Here is a 21,245-nt window from a genome sequence, read left to right on the forward strand (position 1 = left end):
CGAATTAACGCATAAAAGAAATATTCTCCTCTGGCACACGCCAGAAGAGTGACCTGCGTCATAAAAATGAAAAAGTCGCAACCGGGGGGCAGACAAAGCGCATCAAGAGGTGGGGTAAATTAAAGATGAAAAAAAACCGCCAGCGCTCGCTGACGGTTTTTCATATCGAGATTTACGTGGTGTGATTACTTCAACAGCGCCTGCGCTTTTTCGACCACGTTATCGACCGTAAAGCCGAATTCTTCGAACAGCAGTTCAGCCGGAGCCGATTCGCCGAAGCTCGTCATGCCGACAATCGCGCCGTTCAGGCCGACATACTTGAACCAGTAGTCTGCAATACCCGCTTCAATCGCCACGCGTGCCGATACCGCTTTTGGCAGCACCGCTTCACGGTAGGCCGCATCCTGCTTGTCGAATGCATCAGTAGACGGCATGGATACCACGCGTACCTTGCGGCCTGCGGCAGTCAGCTTGTCATACGCACCGACAGCCAGCTCGACTTCAGAGCCGGTGGCAATCAGGATCAGCTCAGGCTGGCCGTCGCTGTCTTTCAGCACGTAACCGCCTTTCGCCACGTTCGCCAACTGCTCCGCGGTACGGGGTTGCTGCGCCAGATTCTGACGGGACAGGATCAGCGACGTCGGGCCGTCCTGACGCTCAATCGCGTATTTCCACGCCACCGCCGTTTCTACCTGATCTGCCGGACGCCAGTTGCTCATGTTCGGCGTCACACGCAGGCTGGCCAGCTGTTCAACCGGCTGGTGTGTCGGGCCGTCTTCGCCCAGACCGATAGAGTCGTGGGTGTAAACATAGATGCTGCGGATTTTCATCAGTGCAGCCATACGCACCGCATTACGCGCATATTCCACAAACATCAGGAAGGTCGCGGTGTACGGCACAAAGCCGCCGTGCAGCGCAATCCCGTTGGCAATCGCCGTCATGCCGAATTCACGCACGCCGTAGTGGATATAGTTGCCCGCGTGGTCTTTATCCAGCGAGACCGAGCCGGACCAGATGGTCAGGTTGCTCGGTGCCAGGTCGGCAGAGCCGCCCAGGAATTCCGGCAGCAGTTTGCCGTAGGCTTCCAGCGCGTTCTGTGAGGCTTTGCGGCTGGCGATTTTCGCCGGATTGGCCTGCAAATCGTCGATAAATTTCTGTGCGTCGGCCTGCCAGTTGGCTGGCAGTTCACCGCTGGTGCGGCGAGTGAATTCGGCAGCCAGTTCAGGGATACGCGCTGGCATAGGCGGCAAACGCCTCATCCCAGGCTGCTTCCTTACGCTGACCGGCCGGTTTCGCATCCCAGGCAGCATAAATGTCAGCCGGGATATCAAACGGCGCGTGCGTCCAGCCCAGCTGTTCGCGGGAAGCCGCGACTTCCGCCTCACCCAGCGGGGCACCGTGGGAGTCGTGCGTACCGGCCTTGTTCGGTGAACCGAAGCCAATCACGGTTTTGCACATCAGCAGCGACGGCTTGTCAGTGACAAGCTGAGCTTCGCCGATGGCGCGTTTGATGGCGTCCGCATCGTGACCGTCCACGCCGCGCACCACGTGCCAGCCGTAGGCTTCAAAGCGTGCAGCAGTATCATCGGTAAACCAGCCTTCAACGTGACCGTCGATGGAGATGCCGTTGTCATCATAAAACGCGGTCAGTTTGCCGAGCTTCATGGTGCCGGCCAGCGAACAGACTTCGTGGGAAATCCCTTCCATCATGCAGCCGTCACCGAGGAAGGTGTAGGTGTGATGGTTAACAATCTCGTGGCCCGGCCGGTTGAACTGCGCGGCCAGCGTGCGCTCGGCAATCGCCATCCCGACCGCGTTGGCAATCCCCTGACCCAGCGGGCCGGTGGTGGTTTCGACGCCGGCGGTGTAGCCGTATTCAGGGTGACCCGGAGTTTTGGAGTGCAGCTGACGGAAGTTTTTCAGTTCTTCAATCGGCAGGTCGTAGCCCGAGAGATGCAGCAGGCTGTAAATCAGCATGGACGCGTGGCCGTTGGACAGCACGAAGCGGTCGCGGTTGGCCCAGTTAGGGTTGGCCGGATTATGGTTGAGATAATCGCGCCACAGCACTTCGGCGATATCGGCCATGCCCATCGGTGCGCCCGGGTGACCGGATTTGGCTTTCTGCACCCCATCCATGCTCAGCGCGCGGATAGCATTGGCAAGTTCTTTACGAGAGGACATGCTTGACTCCAGATCGGATTGAACGACTGCCATCCTGTATAACCATTAAAATCAACAAGTTAAACAAGAGTGACAAAATAAATATGATTACAAATGTACATGAAAAGTAGAGGGAATGCACATGGAACCGTGAGCAAAAAACAGGGATTTATCGGCTGACGAATCAATAGCGGTTCTTTTGCCAATTATGTAGTGGATTACAGTGCCATACGTCAGGTTTTCTAGTGGGTTCGCCTTTAGCAACCGCGCCTTTTTGGAACGCACCAAAACAAAATTCATCGTCGACGACGATATCGGAAAGCCTACAAATCAGATTTTCCGATCTATTTATCAATGCCGTTTTCGGGTACCTTATAGCCGTTTTTTTGGTATTAAAAAATAAACATTAATCGTATGGAGATGATTTTTATGGCTATTCGTTCTTCTGTACTGGCGCTGTGTGTCGCAACCCTGCTGACTGGCTGCCAGAACTTAAACACCAGCACCTTAATGCAATCCGGCGCACAGGCTTTCCAAGCGGCAACGCTCAGCGATGCTGATGTTAAATCACTCAGCAATCAATCCTGTGAGCAAATGGATAAAGAAGCAAAGATTGCTCCTGCCGACAGCAAATACACACAGCGCCTGAATAAAATTGCAGATGCACTGGGTCATGACATCAACGGTACTCCAGCCAACTATAAGGTTTATCTGACAAAAGATGTTAACGCCTGGGCAATGGCTAACGGTTGTATTCGCGTATACAGCGGTCTGATGGATATGATGAATGACAACGAAGTGGAAGGCGTTCTCGGCCACGAAATGGGTCACGTTGCGCTGGGTCACACTCGTAAAGCTATGCAGGTTGCCTATGCAGCGACTGCCGCACGTACTGCAATTGGCTCTGCGGGCGGCGTAGCGGCGTCCCTGTCACAGTCTCAACTCGCCGATCTGGGAGAAGCACTGGTTAATTCCCAATTCTCTCAAACTCAGGAAACGCAGGCCGATGATTACTCCTTCGATCTGCTGAAGAAACGTGGCGTCAAGCTGGAAGGCTTGGCAAGCAGCTTTGAAAAACTTGCCAAACTTGATGCCGGTCGTGAAAGCAGCATGTTTGATTCCCATCCTTCATCGGAAGGACGCGCCAAACATATTCGTGAACGTATTGCTGCTGAGAAGTAATCACCCACGCTGATTACTCGTAAAGCATACACACTGGGCAATTGAAAAAATCTCAATTGCCCGCTAGTCATCCGACCACTATCATCCCCATCATATTCCCTGTAAGCTGTTTCATAACAGCTATCTGCAATCACTTCTATCTTCATCATGATAGGATTTAATAATTAATAGATATAAATAGATAGCTATCTTCAATCATATTTACTTTCCGTTCTCTTTTTAAGAAACGCATTTCGACAGATTTCCAGATGCTGGAAGCAGTACTCCGCGAATGCCGTGGCATACGGAAAAACAGGTAATCGCGATTAACACAAAGACATACGGCGCAATAAACAAGGATGATGGAGTAACCCCCTGTATTTAAAGATAGAAATAAACCAGTAAATCAAGCATACTATGTTAAACCAATAAAAATTTTTCCAGTTTGATCATATAGATATATGATAAAACCTGCTGCCGCACTCGCAGGTTTCTCTTGCGATTCCACCTTTTAGCAATTTAAAGGCATTTCAGGATCGCGATTTCTTAATAACTGGATAACATCAGCAGCGATTATTGGTTTATGGCCACTTTCACACAATAAACTCATATGTGTTAAAAATCATGGATGTGAGAATTTTCAGTAAATGCAATTTTACCACGGTAGGATTACGGGAAATCCTATCCAGTATCCCTATGCTCTCTATAAAACCCGTCAACAGGTTTACGCTACAGCAAGGAAAGAAGAAATGTATTTTCATCATTGACGGTAGCAGCGAGGGCTTTGAGGAATACTTTGAGTCGATAAGAACTCATTTTTATAATATGGCGTCATCGTTCGTTATCATCAATAATTCTCCCAATCACCCCCCCGTGTGCATTGACGAAAAAACGATTCTTATTTCCAAGTCAGCAGCCATCGATTCTTTTTATAAATTACTCGACTTTGTTCACCTCCACGATCGCCGTTTATTCAGTCCCGTTAGACTGTCAAAATCTGAATATGCGGTATTCCAGTATTGGTGTGCGGGCTACACAGCGGAAGCGATTGCCGATCTCATCGGATTAAATAAGAAGTCAGTACTGAACAGTAAATCACGATTACTGAATAAATATGGCGTTCAGGATAAAAACTCTTTACTGCTTATTGCAAAAATTATCTTCAAAGACAGCGTCATTGAAGAATTTGATTCCCTTTCCAAACCAGCAACCGATATCAATACAAGTCATTCGCTTAACTAAGCGATAGACGAAAAAAAGGGATGCTCACGCGCATCCCTTTTTACTCACTCAGCAACGCTTATTCTTCATCTTCCAAATAAGTGTAACCGTACAGTCCGCTTTCAAACTCCTCCAGGAACTGTGCCTGAAGTTCCGTATCCAGATCGGTTTCTTTCACCTGATCGCGGAAACGGGTCATCAGCACTTTGGGGTCAAGCTGCACATATTCCAGCATGTCGGCAACCGTATTCCCTTCGTCAGACTCTTCAATCTCAACGGTACCATCCTGGAAGACAAACACATCAACGGTCGACGTATCGCCGAACAGGTTATGCATATTCCCCAAGATTTCCTGATAGGCACCGACCATAAAGAAGCCCAGCAGCGGAGGATTTTCTGGATCGTAAGGCGGCATTGGCATCGTCGTCGCAATCCCGTCACCATCGACATAATGATCGATCGTACCGTCGGAATCACAGGTGATGTCAAGCACGACAGCACGGCGCTCAGGCGGCTTGTTTAGCCCTTCCAGGGGCATGACCGGGAACAGTTGATCGATCCCCCATGCATCCGGCATGGATTGGAACAGCGAGAAGTTGACATACAGCTTGTCAGCCATCCGCTCCTGTAATTCATCAATCACCGGCCGGTGCGCACGGTTGCTCGGATCCAACTGCTCCTGAATCATCTGACAGATGCTCAGATAAAGCTGCTCTGCTTTCGCGCGCTGCGTCAGATCCAACATGCCGTGCGTGTATTGGGTATGCACATCGTGCAAATCCATCTGGCTGTCGTGCAACCATTCACGCAGCGAACGGCGTTTCCCCGGCTGTTTGATTTCTTTCCAGGTTGACCACAGGCTCTCCAGCGCACGCGGAGCGTCTTCTTCTGGCTCTGTGGGTTCGCTGAATTCGTTGCGCTCAACCCCGATAATATTGGAAACCAATACGGTATGGTGCGCGGTTACCGCACGGCCAGATTCGGTGATGACCGTCGGATGCGGCAACCCGTGTTCGTTACAGGCATCGCCGATGCCCCAAATCACGTTGTTGGCATATTCGTTCAGGCCATAGTTCACTGAACAATCGGACTGAGAGCGCGTGCCTTCATAATCCACACCCAAACCGCCACCGACGTCGAAGCACTGGATATTCACACCCAGCTTATGCAGTTCAACATAGAAGCGCGCGGACTCACGCACGCCCGTCGCAATATCACGGATGTTCGCCAACTGCGATCCCAGATGGAAATGCAGCAGTTGCAGGCTATCCAACCGCCCCGCTTCACGCAGCATTTCAACCAGTTGCAGCACCTGAATCGCCGCCAGACCAAACTTGGATTTTTCGCCGCCGCTGGATTGCCACTTGCCCGATCCCTGAGAAGCCAGACGCGCGCGGACGCCAAGGCGCGGCACCACATTCAAGCGCTCTGCTTCTTCCAGCACCAGCCGAATTTCGGACATCTTCTCGATGACCAGATAAACCTTGTGACCCAGCTTTTCACCGATGAGTGCCAGACGAATATATTCACGGTCTTTGTAGCCGTTACACACAATCACCGTACGGGTCATGCCCGCGTGACCGAGTACCGCCATCAGCTCTGCTTTTGAACCGGCTTCCAAACCCAGCGGCTCACCGGAATTAGCCAGTGACTCAATGACGCGGCGATGCTGGTTAACCTTGATCGGATAAACCAGAAAATACCCGCCTTCGTAGCCAAACGATTCGCGAGCCTGTTTAAACGCAGCGTTAATAGAACGCAGGCGATGCTGAAGGATTTGCGGAAAGCAGAACAGCGCAGGAAGGCGCTGATGGTTATCTTTCTGCATATCTTTGACCAATTTGGCCAGATCGACGCGAGCTTCTGGTACGTCAGGATCCGGGCACACGCTAATGTGGCCGAGTTCATTGACGTCATAGTAATTATTGCCCCACCAGGCAATATTGTAAGTACGAAGCATTTCGCTGGCATTACGGTCATTCATGGCAACCTCCTGCATAGAGCGCAAATTTTCATGTTTACCCGTCGCTGACGAGCCGTGCTGAATCATGTCGTCAGACATAACGAACCTCTTCTTTTTCTAGACTGCTGATCACATCAGTACCTGAATAAACAGCCCACATGAGCATACCTGCAACATGCGGCATCGACAGTGAAAAAATCGGCGTAGTGAAGTATGCCGCCACTTTATTACTCTTATTAGTGTAAAACACGTTGTCAGGCTCCGTGTTACGGGTCGATAAAACTCGTTGTGAAAATCACCGGGCGAACGTGACCAGAAAGGCGTTAAACGCTTCTGGCAGAAAGAATAACAGGCGGATTAGCCAGCCCTGGAGTCCTGTGTCGAATTTAAAGACAGGCTACGTCGAGAAACGGCAAAGAAGGGTTGAGTCGTGGACGCGGTCGCGTCAAAAGGGACATATTGCGAGCGCAATATACTCAGTAAACAACGGATCATTAATCCTACCACCTCCACGTGCGCCGCAGGCTATGCGGTCAGCTATCAATAAAAAATTCAAGATGTCACGGGTTGCATCACCGCTCGCCGTTTATACCTACATGCTGATGGAAAAGCAAAATGAAAATTACCGCCAGTCATCTCTTGTAAAAGAAAAAACGGCCGATGATAAAAGGACGATGGCGCGCTAATGCGAAAAACTACTGGCACTGAGACCAAAAGGTGACCTAGAATAGCCATCCAGATGTTAATCCGTCTATACCGATTAACTGATACACTGCTTAACGGCTTTGATTTGAAGGTAAAGAAACTCATGGCTAAACACCTTTTTACGTCCGAGTCAGTCTCTGAAGGACATCCTGATAAAATTGCTGACCAGATTTCTGATGCGGTTCTCGACGCCATTCTGGAGCAAGATCCAAAAGCGCGTGTCGCTTGTGAGACTTATGTAAAGACCGGCATGGTGTTAGTCGGTGGTGAAATTACCACCAGCGCCTGGGTCGATATTGAAGAAATTACCCGCCGTACCGTGCGTGATATCGGTTATGTCAATTCAGAAATGGGCTTTGATGCCAACTCTTGCGCCGTACTGAGCGCGATTGGCAAGCAGTCACCTGACATCAATCAGGGCGTTGACCGCCGCGATCCGCTGGAACAAGGCGCAGGCGATCAGGGTCTGATGTTCGGCTACGCAACCAACGAAACCGACGTCCTGATGCCTGCTCCTGTGACTTATGCACACCGTTTGGTTCAGCGTCAGTCAGAAGTGCGTAAGAGTGGTTCGCTGCCGTGGCTGCGCCCAGATGCGAAAAGCCAGGTTACATTCCTGTACGACGATGGCAAGATTGCCGGCATTGATGCCGTGGTGCTCTCTACCCAGCATTCAGAAGAGATCAGCCAGAAAGATCTGCATGAAGCGGTGATGGAAGAGATCATCAAGCCAGTTCTGCCAGCAGAGTGGCTGTCTGCCAACACTAAATATTTCATCAACCCAACCGGACGCTTTGTTATCGGCGGCCCAATGGGTGACTGCGGCCTGACGGGTCGTAAAATCATCGTTGATACCTATGGCGGTGCAGCACGTCACGGTGGCGGTGCGTTCTCCGGTAAAGATCCGTCTAAAGTAGACCGTTCTGCTGCCTATGCTGCACGCTATGTCGCCAAGAATATCGTCGCGGCTGGCCTGGCTGACCGCTGCGAGATTCAGGTGTCCTACGCTATCGGCGTAGCGGAACCCACCTCTATCATGATCGAAACCTTCGGCACAGAGAAAGTGCCCACCGAGCAGTTGACGCTGCTGGTGCGTGAATTCTTCGATCTGCGCCCTTACGGCTTAATCCAGATGCTGGATCTGCTGCATCCGATTTATCAGGAAACAGCAGCCTATGGTCACTTTGGCCGCGAACATTTCCCGTGGGAAAAAACCGACAAAGCCGCACAGCTGCGCGAGGCTGCGGGTCTGTAATCCGCACATGCAGCGTGAAGTATGACGGGTATAAAACGGCGAATAAAGATTCGCCGTTTTTCATTTGAGCCTCCCCCCACATTTCCTTCTGCTTCGCCTATTGCGTCTCCCTGCCACTCAATTTATGCTCACAGCCATGAGCACACCCCGAATCCCCATTGCCAGCCATCAGGCTGTGATGCGCTGCCTCCGTGATAAATTGCAGCAGGCTAACCTCACTTTGCAAACGAACTACACCGAGCCAACAGTCAATTACCAGCAACGCGGTTCAACCGCCGGAACGGCCTGGCTGCAACACTGGGAAATTCGGCTGAATCCCGTCTTGTTGCAGGAAAATCAGCAGGCCTTTATCGATGAAGTCGTCCCCCATGAGCTGGCTCACTTGCTAGTCTACGCCCGCTTTGGCCGTGTCGCACCGCATGGTAAAGAGTGGCGCTGGATGATGGAAAACGTCCTGCGCGTCCCCGCAAAACGCACGCATCGGTTTGCGGTGCAATCCGTGCAGGGGAAAACCTTCACCTACCTGTGCGATTGCCAACGACATGAGCTGACGATCCGTCGGCACAATCGGGTGCTGCGCGGCGAAACAGAATATCGCTGTCGTCGCTGCGGTAAAACCTTACGTCATGATGTAAAAAGTTCTATTTAAACGAGAATTTCCAGTTTTAAAAACTGCTTTTGCATTTGCCTGCCGACGAGACATCCGGTAGTCTGCCAACTTTACAGCCTGTGGATTATTTGGAATATGCTACGCAAAATTCTCGCTATCGCCGCCGTTGGCGCGAGTCTGTTTTCGACTACCGCGCTGGGTCAAAACATCAATAATTTTTCGCAGGCAAAAGCCGCCGCTGCCGAGATTAATCGCGATGCGCCGGGTTCGTTCTACTGCGGCTGTAAGATTACGTGGCAGGGCAAGAAAGGCACGCCCGATCTTGAATCCTGTGGTTATCAGGTCAGGAAAAATGAACAGCGTGCCAGCCGCATCGAGTGGGAGCATGTTGTGCCCGCCTGGCAGTTCGGCCACCAGCGCCAGTGCTGGCAGGACGGCGGCAGAAAAAACTGTAACAGCGACCCCGTCTACCGTGAGATGGAAACCGATTTGCATAACTTGCAGCCTGCTATCGGCGAAGTAAACGGCGATCGCGGCAATGCAATGTATGGACAATGGAACGGGGGAACATCCCAGTATGGTCAATGCGAGATGAAGGTCGATTTCAAAAATAATCTGGCAGAACCGCCTGCTCGCGCTCGCGGCCAAATCGCTCGTACCTATTTCTACATGCGCGACCGCTATCAGTTACGTCTTTCCAGCCAGCAAACCCAGTTGTTCGAAGCCTGGGATAAGCAATACCCAGTCACTCAGTGGGAATGTACCCGCAATCAGCGCATTGCCGCAAAACAGGGAAACCCGAATCCCTACGTTCAACAAGCTTGCCAGCGCTAGTTCGTCTACCTACTATAACGAATCGGTTTCCAGCAAAACCACCGTCATCTGACGGTGGTTCAGACCGTTGACAAACCTATTTACGGAACGAGAACGGTGGTAATGGGATAGAAGAGTAAAGCGTTTGCGCCATGGACAAAAACGTCAGGAACGTTTTTGAACGTCGCTAGCGACGGCCCTGAAAGGGGGAATCTCAGGGATGAGATTCATATCCGCGCAATCCGAGCTTACAGGGACGTACTTGCAGCGTCTTTACGATCTACCCATTATCACCGCTCAGCGTACTTTGTCCGCAAACTCGGCCACTATTAAATGACGGTGGTTTTACCTATTTCTGGCGTTCCTGTGCCGATTAATTTCATTCAAAGGTCTTAATCCAGTATGCGAGTACCACGCATTTTTCATCCCGAAACGCTCCCCCTTAACGGCGGTGAAGCCGAGCTGAGTGACGATGCCGCCAATCATGTTGGTCGCGTGTTACGCATGACTACGGGTCAGTCATTGCAGCTGTTTGATGGCAGCAATCATGTCTTTGATGCAGAAATCATCGCAGCTGGCAAAAAGAGTGTGCGTGTTCGCTTCACAGCAGGTAAGTTGGAAGATAAAGAATCGCCCCTACATTTACATCTGGGACAGGTGATGTCGCGCGGCGAGAAGATGGAATTTACCATTCAGAAATCCATCGAGCTGGGTGTCAATGTGATTACACCTCTGCTTTCTGAGCGCTGTGGCGTCAAGCTGGATGCCGAGCGTATGGAGAAAAAAATTAGCCAGTGGCAGAAAATTGCGGTTGCCGCCTGTGAACAGTCCGGCCGCAACCGTGTGCCGCTGGTGCGACCAGCGATGACGCTGGAAGCCTGGTGTGCAGAGCAAGACAATGCACTGAAATTAAATCTGCACCCACGCGCGACACAGAGTATCAATACGCTGCCACTGCCGGTAGATCGGGTCAGGCTACTGATCGGCCCGGAGGGCGGGCTCACCGCGAGCGAAATTACCATGACCTCAGAACACGGATTCACTGATATCCTGTTGGGGCCACGCGTCTTGCGCACAGAAACCACTGCACTCACCGCCATGACCGCCTTACAGGTACGTTTCGGCGATTTGGGGTAAAGGAGAAAAGAATGATCAAACTCGGTATCGTGATGGACCCGATTGACACCATCAATATCAAGAAAGACACCAGCTTTGCCATGCTGCTGGAAGCACAGCGCCGTGGTTGGGAACTGCATTATATGGAGATGAACGATCTCTATATGCACGCGGGCGTCGCGCGTGCTACAACGCGTCGCCTGAGCGTCCAGTACGATTACGATGGCTGGTACGATTTCTCCGGCGAGCAGGACATTGCGCTGGAAGAGTTGGATGTGGTGCTGATGCGAAAAGATCCACCGTTCGATACGGAATTCATCTACGCCACTTATATTCTGGAACGCGCGGAAGAGAAAGGCACGCTGATCGTCAACAAGCCGCAAAGCCTGCGCGATTGCAATGAGAAGCTGTTCACCGCCTGGTTCCCGCATCTGACCCCTGATACGCTCGTTACGCGTCGTGCAGACAAACTGCGTCAGTTCCATGAAAAACATGGCGACGTCATTCTCAAGCCGCTGGACGGCATGGGCGGTGCGTCTATTTTCCGTTTGAAGCAGGATGACGCCAACGTCTCGGTCATCATCGAAACGCTGACCGAACACGCGACCCGCTACTGCATGGCGCAAAACTATTTGCCGACCATTAAAGATGGCGACAAACGCGTACTGGTGGTTGATGGCGAACCCGTGCCTTACTGCCTGGCACGTATCCCGAAAAGCGGTGAAACACGCGGCAATCTTGCAGCCGGCGGCCGCGGTGAAGCGCGTCCGTTGACCGAAAGCGACTGGAAAATCGCCCGTGACGTCGCCCCAACGTTAAAAGCCAAAGGCCTGATTTTCGTCGGTCTGGATATTATCGGCGACCGCCTGACAGAAATTAACGTCACCAGCCCGACCTGCGTGCGTGAAATCGAAACAGCCTATCCGGATGTTTCCATCACGGGCATGCTGATGGACGCCATTGAAAAACGTCTGGCTGCACGTACCCGCTAATACCAGAGACACCTGACACACCACCCAGCCCGTGCAATACGGGCTGTTTCCCCAACGCTGACGGATATCGATAAAAATACACAATGAATTTACAGCATCACTTCCTCATTGCTATGCCAGCACTACAGGACTCTGTATTTAAACGTTCGGTGGTCTATATCTGCGAACATAATGAAGACGGAGCCATGGGGCTGATCATCAACAAACCGATGGATCAATTTTCCGTGGAAAATGTGCTGAAAAAGCTAAAAATAGACCCAACACCGCGCGATCCTGCCATTCGATTGGATAAACCCGTCTTCATCGGCGGCCCACTGGCGGACGATCGTGGCTTTATTCTGCATACGCCCTGTCCCGGCTTTGGTTCCAGCATCAGTATTTCTGAGGACACCATGATCACCACGTCCAAAGATGTACTGGAAACGTTAGGCACGCCCCAGCAGCCGAAAAACACGCTGGTCGCCTTAGGCTATGCCGCCTGGGAGAACGGCCAACTGGAAGAAGAACTGCTGGAGAATGCCTGGCTGACGACGCCAGCCGATAAAGACATTCTGTTCCACACGCCGATTGCCGAACGCTGGCGGGCAGCGGCCAGAAAATTGGGCATTGATATTCATAACATCTCCACTGAAGCAGGACATGCCTGATGACCAGCAGAACCATTCTGGCCTTTGATTTTGGGACAAAAAGTATCGGTGTCGCCATCGGTCAGGAGATTACCGGTACGGCACGTGCCCTGACATCTTTCAAGGCGCAGGAAGGGATACCCGACTGGCAAAAAGTGGAGAAGCTGTTGTCAGAATGGCAGCCCGATTTGGTCGTCGTCGGTCTGCCGCTCAACATGGATGGCACAGAGCAACCGCTAACGGCACGGGCGAGAAAGTTTGCTAACCGGCTACATGGCCGTTTTGGCGTCGCTATTGAGTTACACGATGAACGCTTGAGTACGGTGGAAGCGCGTGCCGATCTCTTTGAACGCGGCGGCTTTAAAGCGTTGGATAAAGGGAGCGTAGATGCTGCTTCTGCGGTGATCATTCTGGAGAGTTGGTTCGAGGCACAGCACTAAAAAAACGCGGGTTACGATGGAGCACAAGGATGGCGTACTGGATAGCACGCCATAAAGTCATCCCGCGTTGGCAGAGAGCCTGACAACACGGGAAAGCGCTAATTAAGCGTCTGGGAATTCACGGATGAAACGTTCGACATCATTCACCATCGATTCCGTCCCTACGAAGAACGGGGAACGCTGGTGCAATTTCTCTGGCGTGATATCCAGAATACGGTTTTTACCGTCGCTGGCTTTGCCGCCTGCCTGCTCCGCCAGAAACGCCATCGGGTTGCATTCGTATAGCAAACGCAGTTTGCCTTTCGGATAGCTCGCCGTGCTCGGGTACAGGTAAATCCCGCCTTTCAGCAGATTACGGTGGAAATCTGCTACCAGTGAGCCGATATAACGCGATGTATAAGGACGCTGCGTCTCTTCATCCTGCTCCTGACAGTATTTGATGTATTTCTTCACGCCGACAGGAAACTTGATGTAGTTCCCTTCGTTGATGGAATACATATTCCCTTTTTCCGGGAAGCAAACTTTTTCATGCGAGAGACAGAATACACCGAGCGACGGATCGTAGGTAAAGGCGTGAACGCCGTGACCCGTGGTGTACACCAGCATGGTTGAAGAACCGTAAACGATGTAGCCCGCAGCAACCTGCTGACTACCCGGCTGCAAGAAGTCAGCTTCCGTGACTGACGTTCCCAGCGGCGTAATACGGCGATAAATAGAGAAAATCGTACCGACGGAGACATTCACATCAATATTCGACGAGCCGTCCAGCGGATCCATCAGAACCACATACTTGGCATTTTCCGCCTTATCACCTTCAAAGATAACAATTTCGTCTTCTTCTTCGGAGGCGATACCAGCCACTTCACCACGCGCTTTTAATGCAGCTTTCAGTTTCTCATTGGCATACAGATCGAGCTTCATCTGCACTTCGCCCTGAACATTAGAAATACCGCTGGTTCCCAGGATATCAACCAGACCCGCTTTATTGATATCACGGTGAATAATCTTGGCACCCAGTTTAATAGCAGACAGCAGCGCGGTAAGCTCACCTGTGGCGTGAGAGAAATCGTGCTGTTTTTCGACGATAAATTCGCCTAACGTTTTCATAACACTATTCCAGAATCTACGGATGAAAAGCGGTTTCATTTCTGCACCGCCAACGTTTGCGCATGCAGTGTAGCCCAAAGAGAAAGTGAGTACCTAGTCAAATCCATTTCTTATGGCGGATTCATAGCGTTAGAATGTGGCGCAGACTCACTGCGAAGATGGAAAATGTATGCGTATTCATATTTTAGGTATCTGCGGCACCTTTATGGGTGGACTTGCCCTGCTTGCTCGTTCACTGGGGCATGATGTCACAGGCTCAGATGCAAATGTTTATCCCCCCATGAGTACCTTACTTGAAGAACAGGGAATCACGCTGATTCAGGGCTACGATCCGGTACAGCTTAGCCCCGCGCCTGATTTAGTCATCATCGGTAATGCGATGACGCGCGGAAACCCGTGCGTCGAAGCCGTACTGGAACAGGGACTACCTTATGTTTCCGGTCCACAGTGGCTACACGATTATGTGCTGCGCGATCGCTGGGTGATCGCCGTTGCAGGAACACATGGCAAAACCACCACGGCGGGGATGGTCACCTGGATTCTGGAAGACTGTGGCTACCAGCCCGGTTTTGTCATTGGCGGCGTTCCCGGCAACTTCACCGTTTCTGCACGCTTGGGTGGCAGCCCGTTCATGGTACTCGAAGCCGATGAATATGATTGTGCATTCTTCGACAAGCGTTCCAAATTCGTACACTACTGCCCAAGAACGCTGGTGCTTAATAATCTTGAGTTCGATCACGCCGACATCTTTGACGATCTCAAAGCTATTCAGAAACAGTTCCATCACCTTGTGCGACTGGTGCCGGGCAGCGGGAAGATCATTCTGCCAACCAACGACCTTAACCTCAAACAGGTGATGGGAATGGGATGCTGGAGTGAACAGGAACTGGTCGGCGAAGAAGGCACATGGCGGGCACAAAAAGTGTCGAGCGATGCCAGCCAATATCAGGTTTACCTGAATAAGGAGCTCGTCGGTGAAGTCCACTGGAAACTGGTGGGTGAACACAACATGCACAACGGGCTGATGGCTATCGCCGCCGCTCACCATGTCGGTGTGCTACCTGCTGACGCTTGCCATGCGCTGGGTAGATTTATCAACGCGCGCCGTCGTCTTGAATTACGCGGGACAGAGCATGGCGTCGCGGTTTATGACGATTTTGCGCATCACCCAACTGCGATTCTGGCGACGCTGTCGGCGCTACGTAGCAAGGTTGGCGGCACGGCTCGTATTCTGGCAGTACTCGAACCTCGTTCGAACACCATGAAATTGGGGATGTGCAAAAATGAACTGGCGCCGTCATTAGGCCGCGCCGATGAAGTTTTCCTATTCCAGCCAGCACATATTCCGTGGCAGGTCGTAGAAGTCGCGGAAGCCTGCGTACAGCCCGCTCACTGGAGCGCGGATATTGACACGTTAGTAGAAAACATCATCAAGACCGCACAGCCTGGCGACCACATTCTGGTGATGAGCAACGGCGGGTTCAGCAACATCCACAATAAGCTGCTGGATGGCCTGAAAAAGAAAGCGCAGAAAGCGGAAGACGCTCAGGAATAACGAAGAGAAAGCCGTTGTCATGCACATCGCAACGGCTAAACAGCTGATAGTAAAAAGGACGGGAATCCCGTCCTTTTCATATTCGCATCATCCATTAAGGATGGCAAAATCAAGCATCGAACGGATCGCGCAACACCATCGTTTCGCTACGATCTGGGCCGGTAGAAATAATATCAATCGGCACACCGGTAACTTCTTCAATACGTTTGATGTAGTTCAGCGCAGCCTGCGGCAGTTTGCTGTGATCTTTCACACCAAACGTGCTTTCAGACCAGCCCGGCATCGTTTCGTAAATCGGCTCAAGACCTTCCCAGCCTTCAGCAGCCAGCGGAGTGACATCCACTTCCGTGCCATTCGGTAAACGATAGCCTACGCAGATTTTAATTTCTTTCAGACCGTCCAGAACATCCAGCTTAGTCAGGCAGAAGCCGGACAGCGAGTTGATCTGTACCGCACGGCGTACGGCAACCGCATCCAGCCAGCCGGTACGACGACGACGACCTGTTGTCGCGCCAAACTCGTTACCTTTTTGAGACAGATGCTCACCAACGTCTTCAAACAGCTCAGTCGGGAATGGACCTGCACCAACACGGGTAGAGTAAGCTTTCACGATACCCAGTACGTAGTCTACATAGCGTGGCCCCAGACCAGAACCAGTAGCAACGCCGCCCGCCGTGGTGTTTGAGGAAGTCACGTAGGGATATGTACCGTGGTCGATATCCAGCAGCGTACCCTGCGCGCCTTCAAACATGACGAAATCGCCACGCAGATGCGCCTTATACAGCAGATCGGAAACATCAACGACCATCGCGGTCAGGATATCGGCAATCGCCAGCACGTCGTCCAGCACTTTCTGGTAGTCGACTGCATCCGCTTTATAGTAGTTAACCAACTGGAAGTTATGGTATTCGACGATCTCTTTCAGTTTGACAGCAAAGGTTTCTTTATCAAACAGATCGCCAACGCGCAGGCCACGACGAGCAACTTTATCTTCATACGCAGGGCCGATACCGCGACCAGTCGTACCAATTGCTTTTGCACCACGCGCTTTTTCACGCGCGTTATCCAACGCGACGTGATAAGGCAGGATTAACGGACAGGCTTCAGAAAGCAGCAGACGTTCGCGTACCGGGACGCCACGCGCTTCAAGCTCCGTCATTTCTTTCATCAACGCGTCAGGCGCCAGCACAACACCGTTACCGATGATGCTGACAACATTTTCACGCAAAATGCCAGAAGGAATTAAATGAAGGACGGTTTTTTCACCGTTGATAACCAGCGTGTGGCCAGCGTTGTGTCCACCCTGATAGCGCACAACATATTTAGCCCGTTCAGTCAGCAGGTCAACGACCTTGCCTTTACCTTCGTCACCCCATTGGGTGCCCAGTACGACGACGTTCTTACCCATTTCAAGAATCACCAGGTTGCTTAAAAAAGGATTCTACCATCTCATTTGGATGCTTTCAGTACTTTTAGCACACGATTGCGCACATTTTTCCGCTTAATTTTAGCCACCCATCCGGCTACGCAACATGTAGTAGATCACGCACCCTGCAACAACTATTCCACCGCCAAACCGACGCAAAATAGTATCCGGCAACTGCGCTATTCCCAAAATCATACGTCGCCAGAGACGGGGAAACAGTAGCGGCCCCAGCCCTTCAAGCACCAAAACCAGCCCAAGCGCCAGCCAAATCGTTGAATTCATAACCCCCCCCTTTTCCCGCATCAGGTTCAAACAGGACCAACCCTTTGGATATTTCTCTGCCAGAAAATGGCAAAAAAAAGCCCGGAGAAAGAACCCGGGCTTGATGAGACGTCAGCTAATGACTATCAACGACGTGGTACCATGCTGCTGTCTGGTGACTTCATGTAGCGGAAGAAGTCGCTATCAGGGCTGAGAACCATGACGTCCTGATTATTACTGAAGCTGCTTTCATACGCGCGCAGGCTACGAACGAACGCGTAGAAGTCAGGATCTTCACTGAATGCGTTAGCAAACAGTTTCGCCGCTTCGGCATCCCCTTCACCGCGAGAAATTCGCCCCTGACGCTCCGCTTCTGCCAGCGTACGGGTGACTTCATAGTCTGCCGCCGCTTTCAGTTTTTCAGCTTCTTCCTGACCTTGTGAACGATGGCGACGCGCTACCGCTTCACGCTCTGCACGCATACGTTGATAAATCGCGTCAGACACTTCAGTTGGCAGGTTGATTTGCTTAATTCGCACATCGATAACCTCAATACCCAGCGCAGCCATACTGTTAGGGTTGATGTGAGGTTCGTTGCTCGTAGTCTCTTTCTCAACACGCGCAGCGGCAGAAGCAATGGCATTATCGGCTTCAGTAGTTTCACCTGTGCCGGTATTCAGCGCTTCACGCACGTCGGACATCAGTTGACCGCGTGAGTCGGTAACAATGCCTTTCACATCCAGACGACCAATCTCGGAACGCAGACGGTCACTGAATTTACGTTTCAGCAGCACTTCAGCCTGAGAGATGTCACCACCGCCCGTTGCCAGATAGTAGCGGCTGAAATCGCTGATACGCCATTTGAGATAGGAATCGACAATCAGGTCTTTCTGCTCTTTAGTGATAAAGCGGTCAGCCTGGTTTTCCATGGTCTGGATACGCGCATCCAGCATTTTCACTGAGTCGATAAACGGAATCTTAAACTGCAATCCCGGTGCATAGATCAGCGGCTTATTGTCGTCATCACGCAATACTTTGCCAAAACGCATCACAATGCCGCGCTGGCCTTCCTGCACCACAAACAGTGACGCATAGACCACCATCAGTACCAGGATCAGGATAAATAGTAAGGGCTTACGCATCGATTATTCTCTCCCTACTCGAGTGAAGTCATCACGCTGCGCATTTGCTCTGCGCTGATCCATGATATTTCCATTATTACTGCTGCGCGTCTGGTTGCTATTCGTCGCACCGCTGCTGTTGCTTGGCAAACGCAGTGGGTTAGCGCTGCTGCTATTATTGCTTTGCGTATTTTCACCACCTTGTCCACGCAGCATCTGATCCAACGGCAGCACCATCAGGTTACCCCCCTTGTCATTGACCAGAACTTTACGGGTATGGCTCAGTACGCGTTCCATCGTTTCGATATACAGACGTTCACGAGTGATTTCAGGTGCCGCTTTATATTCCGGTAATATTCTGGCGAAACGGGCAACTTCACCCTGAGCTTCCAGAACGGTACGGGTTTTATAAGCGCGAGACTCTTCCAGAATACGCTGAGCCTGACCGTTAGCACGCGGCTGCACTTCGTTCGCGTAGGCTTCCGCTTCACGAATATATTGCTGTTCGTTTTCACGTGCGGCAATCGCATCATCAAACGCAGCCTTGACTTCTTCCGGCGGACGCGCGGTCTGGAAGTTGACGTCCAGCAGCGTGATACCCATGTTGTACGGACGAACCGTCTCTTCCAGTACACGCTGAGTATCCGTACGCACAATGGTACGGCCTTCCGTCAAAATTTTGTCCATCGTGTACTTACCAATAACGCCGCGCAGCGCGCTGTCCGTTGCCTGACGCAGGCTGTCATCCGCATTGGTTACACTAAACAGATATTGTTCTGGCTGCGTGACACGGTACTGCACGTTCATTTCAACGCGCACAACGTTTTCATCTGACGTCAACATCACGCCCGACGTCGCCAGTTCACGCACCGATTCGACGTTCACTGCGCGAACGGAGTCGATGAAGGTCGGTTTCCAGTTAAGACCAGGTCCAACCAAGTGGCTGAATTTACCAAAGCGTGTAACGACACCGCGTTCCGCTTCTTTAATGGTATAGAAACCCGTTGCAGCCCAGATGACAACCGCAGCGACGGCAGCGATACCGACGATCCGGCCACCCAGTGCTGGGCCGCCAGAATTTCCACTGTTGTTTGAGCTTGAACCTTTGCCGCCACCCAGATCGCCGAGTTTTTTGCTCAGCTTACGGAAGATGTCGTCCAGATCCGGCGGCCCCTGATCTCGGCCACCTTTATTGTTATTTCCGCCAGAGTTGCCGCCATTATTGCTGCTGCTCCCCCACGGGTCGCGGTCTTGTCCGTTATTACCGGGCTGATTCCACGCCATGTTTTAGCTCCATTCTTTATGATAGGTGTTCTTCAGGTTCAATATCCCAGAGTCCGTCAGACTATTTCACCGTTCAGACTGTTTATGCCAGTCAAATCAGACAATATAGTCCATCAGTTCCTGCTCTTTTTTGCAGAGGCGGCGCCAGTCAGCCATTGGCATACGAATAACCAAACCAATTTGCCCATCCTCTTCAATCCATTCTTTTTCTATTGCCTGAAGCTGGTAAAAACGACTACGCAAACGTCCTGCCTGCGGGGGAAGATGCAAGGTATGTTGTGCGATTTCCCCGGAAAGCCGCTCAGTCAATGCCTGAAATAGCAACGCAATACCGTCACCGGTCTGTGCTGAAAGCCAGACCCGTACCGGTAGATTCTCTTCGTCGCGATCGATACGCGGAACGAAATCATCCAGCATATCAATCTTGTTCATTACCAACAGCGCAGGTATTTCGTCTGCCTCAATTTCCGCCAATACGTCATCAACCGCGTCGATATTCTCGTCAAGACGAGGATCGGCGGCATCCACAACGTGCAGCAGCAGTGAGGCCTGACGTGTTTCCTGTAATGTAGCCTTAAACGCAGCCACCAAATCGTGGGGCAACTGCCGGATAAAACCTACGGTATCCGCCAGCACCGTGTCACCAACATCATCCACTTGAATGCGGCGCAATGTTGGATCCAGTGTGGCAAATAACTGATCGGCGGCATAGACACCCGCCGATGTAATCTTGTTAAACAGCGTGGATTTACCCGCATTGGTATAGCCCACCAGCGAAACGGTAGGGACATCGGCACGAACTCGCGATCGGCGCCCCTGTTCACGCTGTTTTTCTACCCGCTCAAGACGCGATAATATCTGCGTAATACGGTTACGCAATAAACGACGGTCGGTTTCAAGCTGGGTTTCACCCGGGCCACGCAAACCGATACCGCCTTTCTGACGCTCAAGGTGCGTCCAGCCGCGAACCAGTCGGGTCGCAAGGTGGCGCAACTGTGCCAGTTCTACCTGTAACTTCCCCTCGTGCGTACGCGCACGCTGGGCAAAAATATCTAAAATCAGTCCGGTACGGTCGATCACCCGGCACTCGCACAGACGCTCCAGATTACGTTCCTGAGCCGGCGTCAGCGCATGATCAAACAGCACGACAAACGCGCCAGTTTCCTTTACTACCTGAGCAATTTCTTCAGCTTTGCCTTCCCCGACAAAATACTTGGGGTGAGGCGACTTACGGCTGCCAGTAACAACCTGCAAGGATTCAATACCGGCAGAAGAAACCAGAGATTCAAACTCCAGCAGATCTTCCGTATCTCTATCTTGCGAGAAGTAAATATGAACTAATATGGCCCGTTCACCTGATTCATAACGGTCAAACAAGCGAGTAACCTCTCAAACGAGCAAAAAACACCACAGCGAAGGAGCCGAGCGA

Annotated in this window: 18 protein-coding genes and 1 pseudogene; 10 read left to right on the forward strand and 9 right to left on the reverse strand. The window is 51.6% G+C overall.

Annotation, left to right across the window (positions count from 1 at the left end):
* Positions 1-185 precede the first annotated feature (185 nt).
* Positions 186-2,181, reverse strand: a pseudogene (gene tkt, locus KKH3_RS17055) (transketolase).
* Between the two features lie 408 nt (positions 2,182-2,589).
* Here tkt and loiP point away from each other — a divergent pair.
* Complete coding sequence (gene loiP, locus KKH3_RS17060; RefSeq protein WP_039361757.1) at positions 2,590-3,342, forward strand: metalloprotease LoiP; 753 nt, start codon at positions 2,590-2,592, stop codon at positions 3,340-3,342.
* 675 nt (positions 3,343-4,017) lie between these two features.
* Complete coding sequence (locus KKH3_RS17065) at positions 4,018-4,563, forward strand: helix-turn-helix transcriptional regulator (protein ID WP_039361760.1); 546 nt, start codon at positions 4,018-4,020, stop codon at positions 4,561-4,563.
* Between the two features lie 58 nt (positions 4,564-4,621).
* Here the strand turns inward: KKH3_RS17065 and speA are convergent, their stop codons facing one another.
* Both speA and KKH3_RS22335 read right to left on the reverse strand, forming a co-directional pair.
* Positions 4,622-6,604: a biosynthetic arginine decarboxylase gene (gene speA / locus KKH3_RS17070; RefSeq protein WP_039361763.1), complete on the reverse strand. Its 1,983-nt coding sequence runs from the start codon at positions 6,602-6,604 to the stop codon at positions 4,622-4,624.
* Positions 6,597-6,755, reverse strand: coding sequence for a hypothetical protein (locus KKH3_RS22335; protein WP_167371710.1), 159 nt, complete (start codon positions 6,753-6,755; stop codon positions 6,597-6,599). The genes speA and KKH3_RS22335 overlap by 8 nt, the downstream gene beginning before the upstream one ends.
* Positions 6,756-7,313: 558 nt before the next feature.
* Here KKH3_RS22335 and metK point away from each other — a divergent pair.
* From metK to ruvX, 7 genes are all read left to right on the forward strand, one after another.
* The gene (metK, locus tag KKH3_RS17075; RefSeq protein ID WP_039361766.1) at positions 7,314-8,465 is read left to right on the forward strand and encodes a methionine adenosyltransferase; all 1,152 of its coding nucleotides are present in this window, start codon (positions 7,314-7,316) and stop codon (positions 8,463-8,465) included.
* A 136-nt stretch (positions 8,466-8,601) separates the two neighbouring features.
* A complete protein-coding gene (locus KKH3_RS17080) occupies positions 8,602-9,114 on the forward strand; it encodes a SprT family zinc-dependent metalloprotease (protein WP_039361768.1) in 513 nt (170 codons plus the stop codon).
* 96 nt (positions 9,115-9,210) lie between these two features.
* The gene (gene endA / locus KKH3_RS17085) at positions 9,211-9,909 is read left to right on the forward strand and encodes a deoxyribonuclease I (RefSeq protein WP_039361771.1); all 699 of its coding nucleotides are present in this window, start codon (positions 9,211-9,213) and stop codon (positions 9,907-9,909) included.
* A 381-nt stretch (positions 9,910-10,290) separates the two neighbouring features.
* Positions 10,291-11,025: a 16S rRNA (uracil(1498)-N(3))-methyltransferase gene (gene rsmE / locus KKH3_RS17090; protein WP_039361774.1), complete on the forward strand. Its 735-nt coding sequence runs from the start codon at positions 10,291-10,293 to the stop codon at positions 11,023-11,025.
* Positions 11,026-11,036: 11 nt separating this feature from the next.
* Entirely contained in the window at positions 11,037-11,996 is a 960-nt protein-coding gene (gene gshB, locus KKH3_RS17095; protein ID WP_039361777.1) for a glutathione synthase, read from the forward strand.
* 83 nt (positions 11,997-12,079) lie between these two features.
* Positions 12,080-12,643, forward strand: a complete 564-nt coding sequence (locus KKH3_RS17100; RefSeq protein ID WP_039361780.1) for a YqgE/AlgH family protein — start codon at positions 12,080-12,082, stop codon at positions 12,641-12,643.
* Positions 12,643-13,062: a Holliday junction resolvase RuvX gene (gene ruvX, locus KKH3_RS17105; protein WP_039361782.1), complete on the forward strand. Its 420-nt coding sequence runs from the start codon at positions 12,643-12,645 to the stop codon at positions 13,060-13,062. Before KKH3_RS17100 ends, ruvX begins: the two co-directional genes overlap by 1 nt.
* Positions 13,063-13,164: 102 nt before the next feature.
* Here ruvX and fbp read toward each other — a convergent pair whose 3' ends face one another.
* Positions 13,165-14,169 (reverse strand): class 1 fructose-bisphosphatase, encoded by a 1,005-nt coding sequence (gene fbp, locus KKH3_RS17110; RefSeq protein WP_039361784.1) that lies wholly within the window; start codon positions 14,167-14,169, stop codon positions 13,165-13,167.
* A gap of 169 nt (positions 14,170-14,338) precedes the next feature.
* On the opposite strand from fbp, the gene mpl reads away from it, so the two are divergent.
* Complete coding sequence (gene mpl, locus KKH3_RS17115; protein ID WP_039361787.1) at positions 14,339-15,724, forward strand: UDP-N-acetylmuramate:L-alanyl-gamma-D-glutamyl-meso-diaminopimelate ligase; 1,386 nt, start codon at positions 14,339-14,341, stop codon at positions 15,722-15,724.
* Positions 15,725-15,833: 109 nt separating this feature from the next.
* Here mpl and KKH3_RS17120 read toward each other — a convergent pair whose 3' ends face one another.
* The 5 genes from KKH3_RS17120 to hflX all read right to left on the reverse strand — a co-directional run bounded on the left by KKH3_RS17120 (position 15,834) and on the right by hflX (position 21,193).
* Positions 15,834-17,132 carry an adenylosuccinate synthase gene (locus KKH3_RS17120; RefSeq protein WP_039361790.1) on the reverse strand — a complete coding sequence of 433 codons (1,299 nt, stop codon included), beginning with the start codon at positions 17,130-17,132 and terminating at the stop codon, positions 15,834-15,836.
* 99 nt (positions 17,133-17,231) lie between these two features.
* On the reverse strand, positions 17,232-17,432 hold the full coding sequence (locus KKH3_RS17125; protein WP_010285804.1) for a DUF2065 domain-containing protein: 201 nt from the start codon (positions 17,430-17,432) through the stop codon (positions 17,232-17,234).
* 125 nt (positions 17,433-17,557) lie between these two features.
* Positions 17,558-18,553, reverse strand: coding sequence for a protease modulator HflC (hflC, locus tag KKH3_RS17130; protein ID WP_039361792.1), 996 nt, complete (start codon positions 18,551-18,553; stop codon positions 17,558-17,560).
* Between the two features lie 3 nt (positions 18,554-18,556).
* Positions 18,557-19,816, reverse strand: coding sequence for an FtsH protease activity modulator HflK (gene hflK / locus KKH3_RS17135; protein WP_039361795.1), 1,260 nt, complete (start codon positions 19,814-19,816; stop codon positions 18,557-18,559).
* Positions 19,817-19,912: 96 nt separating this feature from the next.
* The gene (gene hflX / locus KKH3_RS17140; protein ID WP_039361797.1) at positions 19,913-21,193 is read right to left on the reverse strand and encodes a ribosome rescue GTPase HflX; all 1,281 of its coding nucleotides are present in this window, start codon (positions 21,191-21,193) and stop codon (positions 19,913-19,915) included.
* Between the last annotated feature and the right edge of the window lie 52 nt (positions 21,194-21,245).

Origin of the sequence: Pectobacterium actinidiae, from assembly GCF_000803315.1 — a bacterium.
Taxonomy (GTDB): Bacteria; Pseudomonadota; Gammaproteobacteria; order Enterobacterales; family Enterobacteriaceae; genus Pectobacterium; species Pectobacterium actinidiae.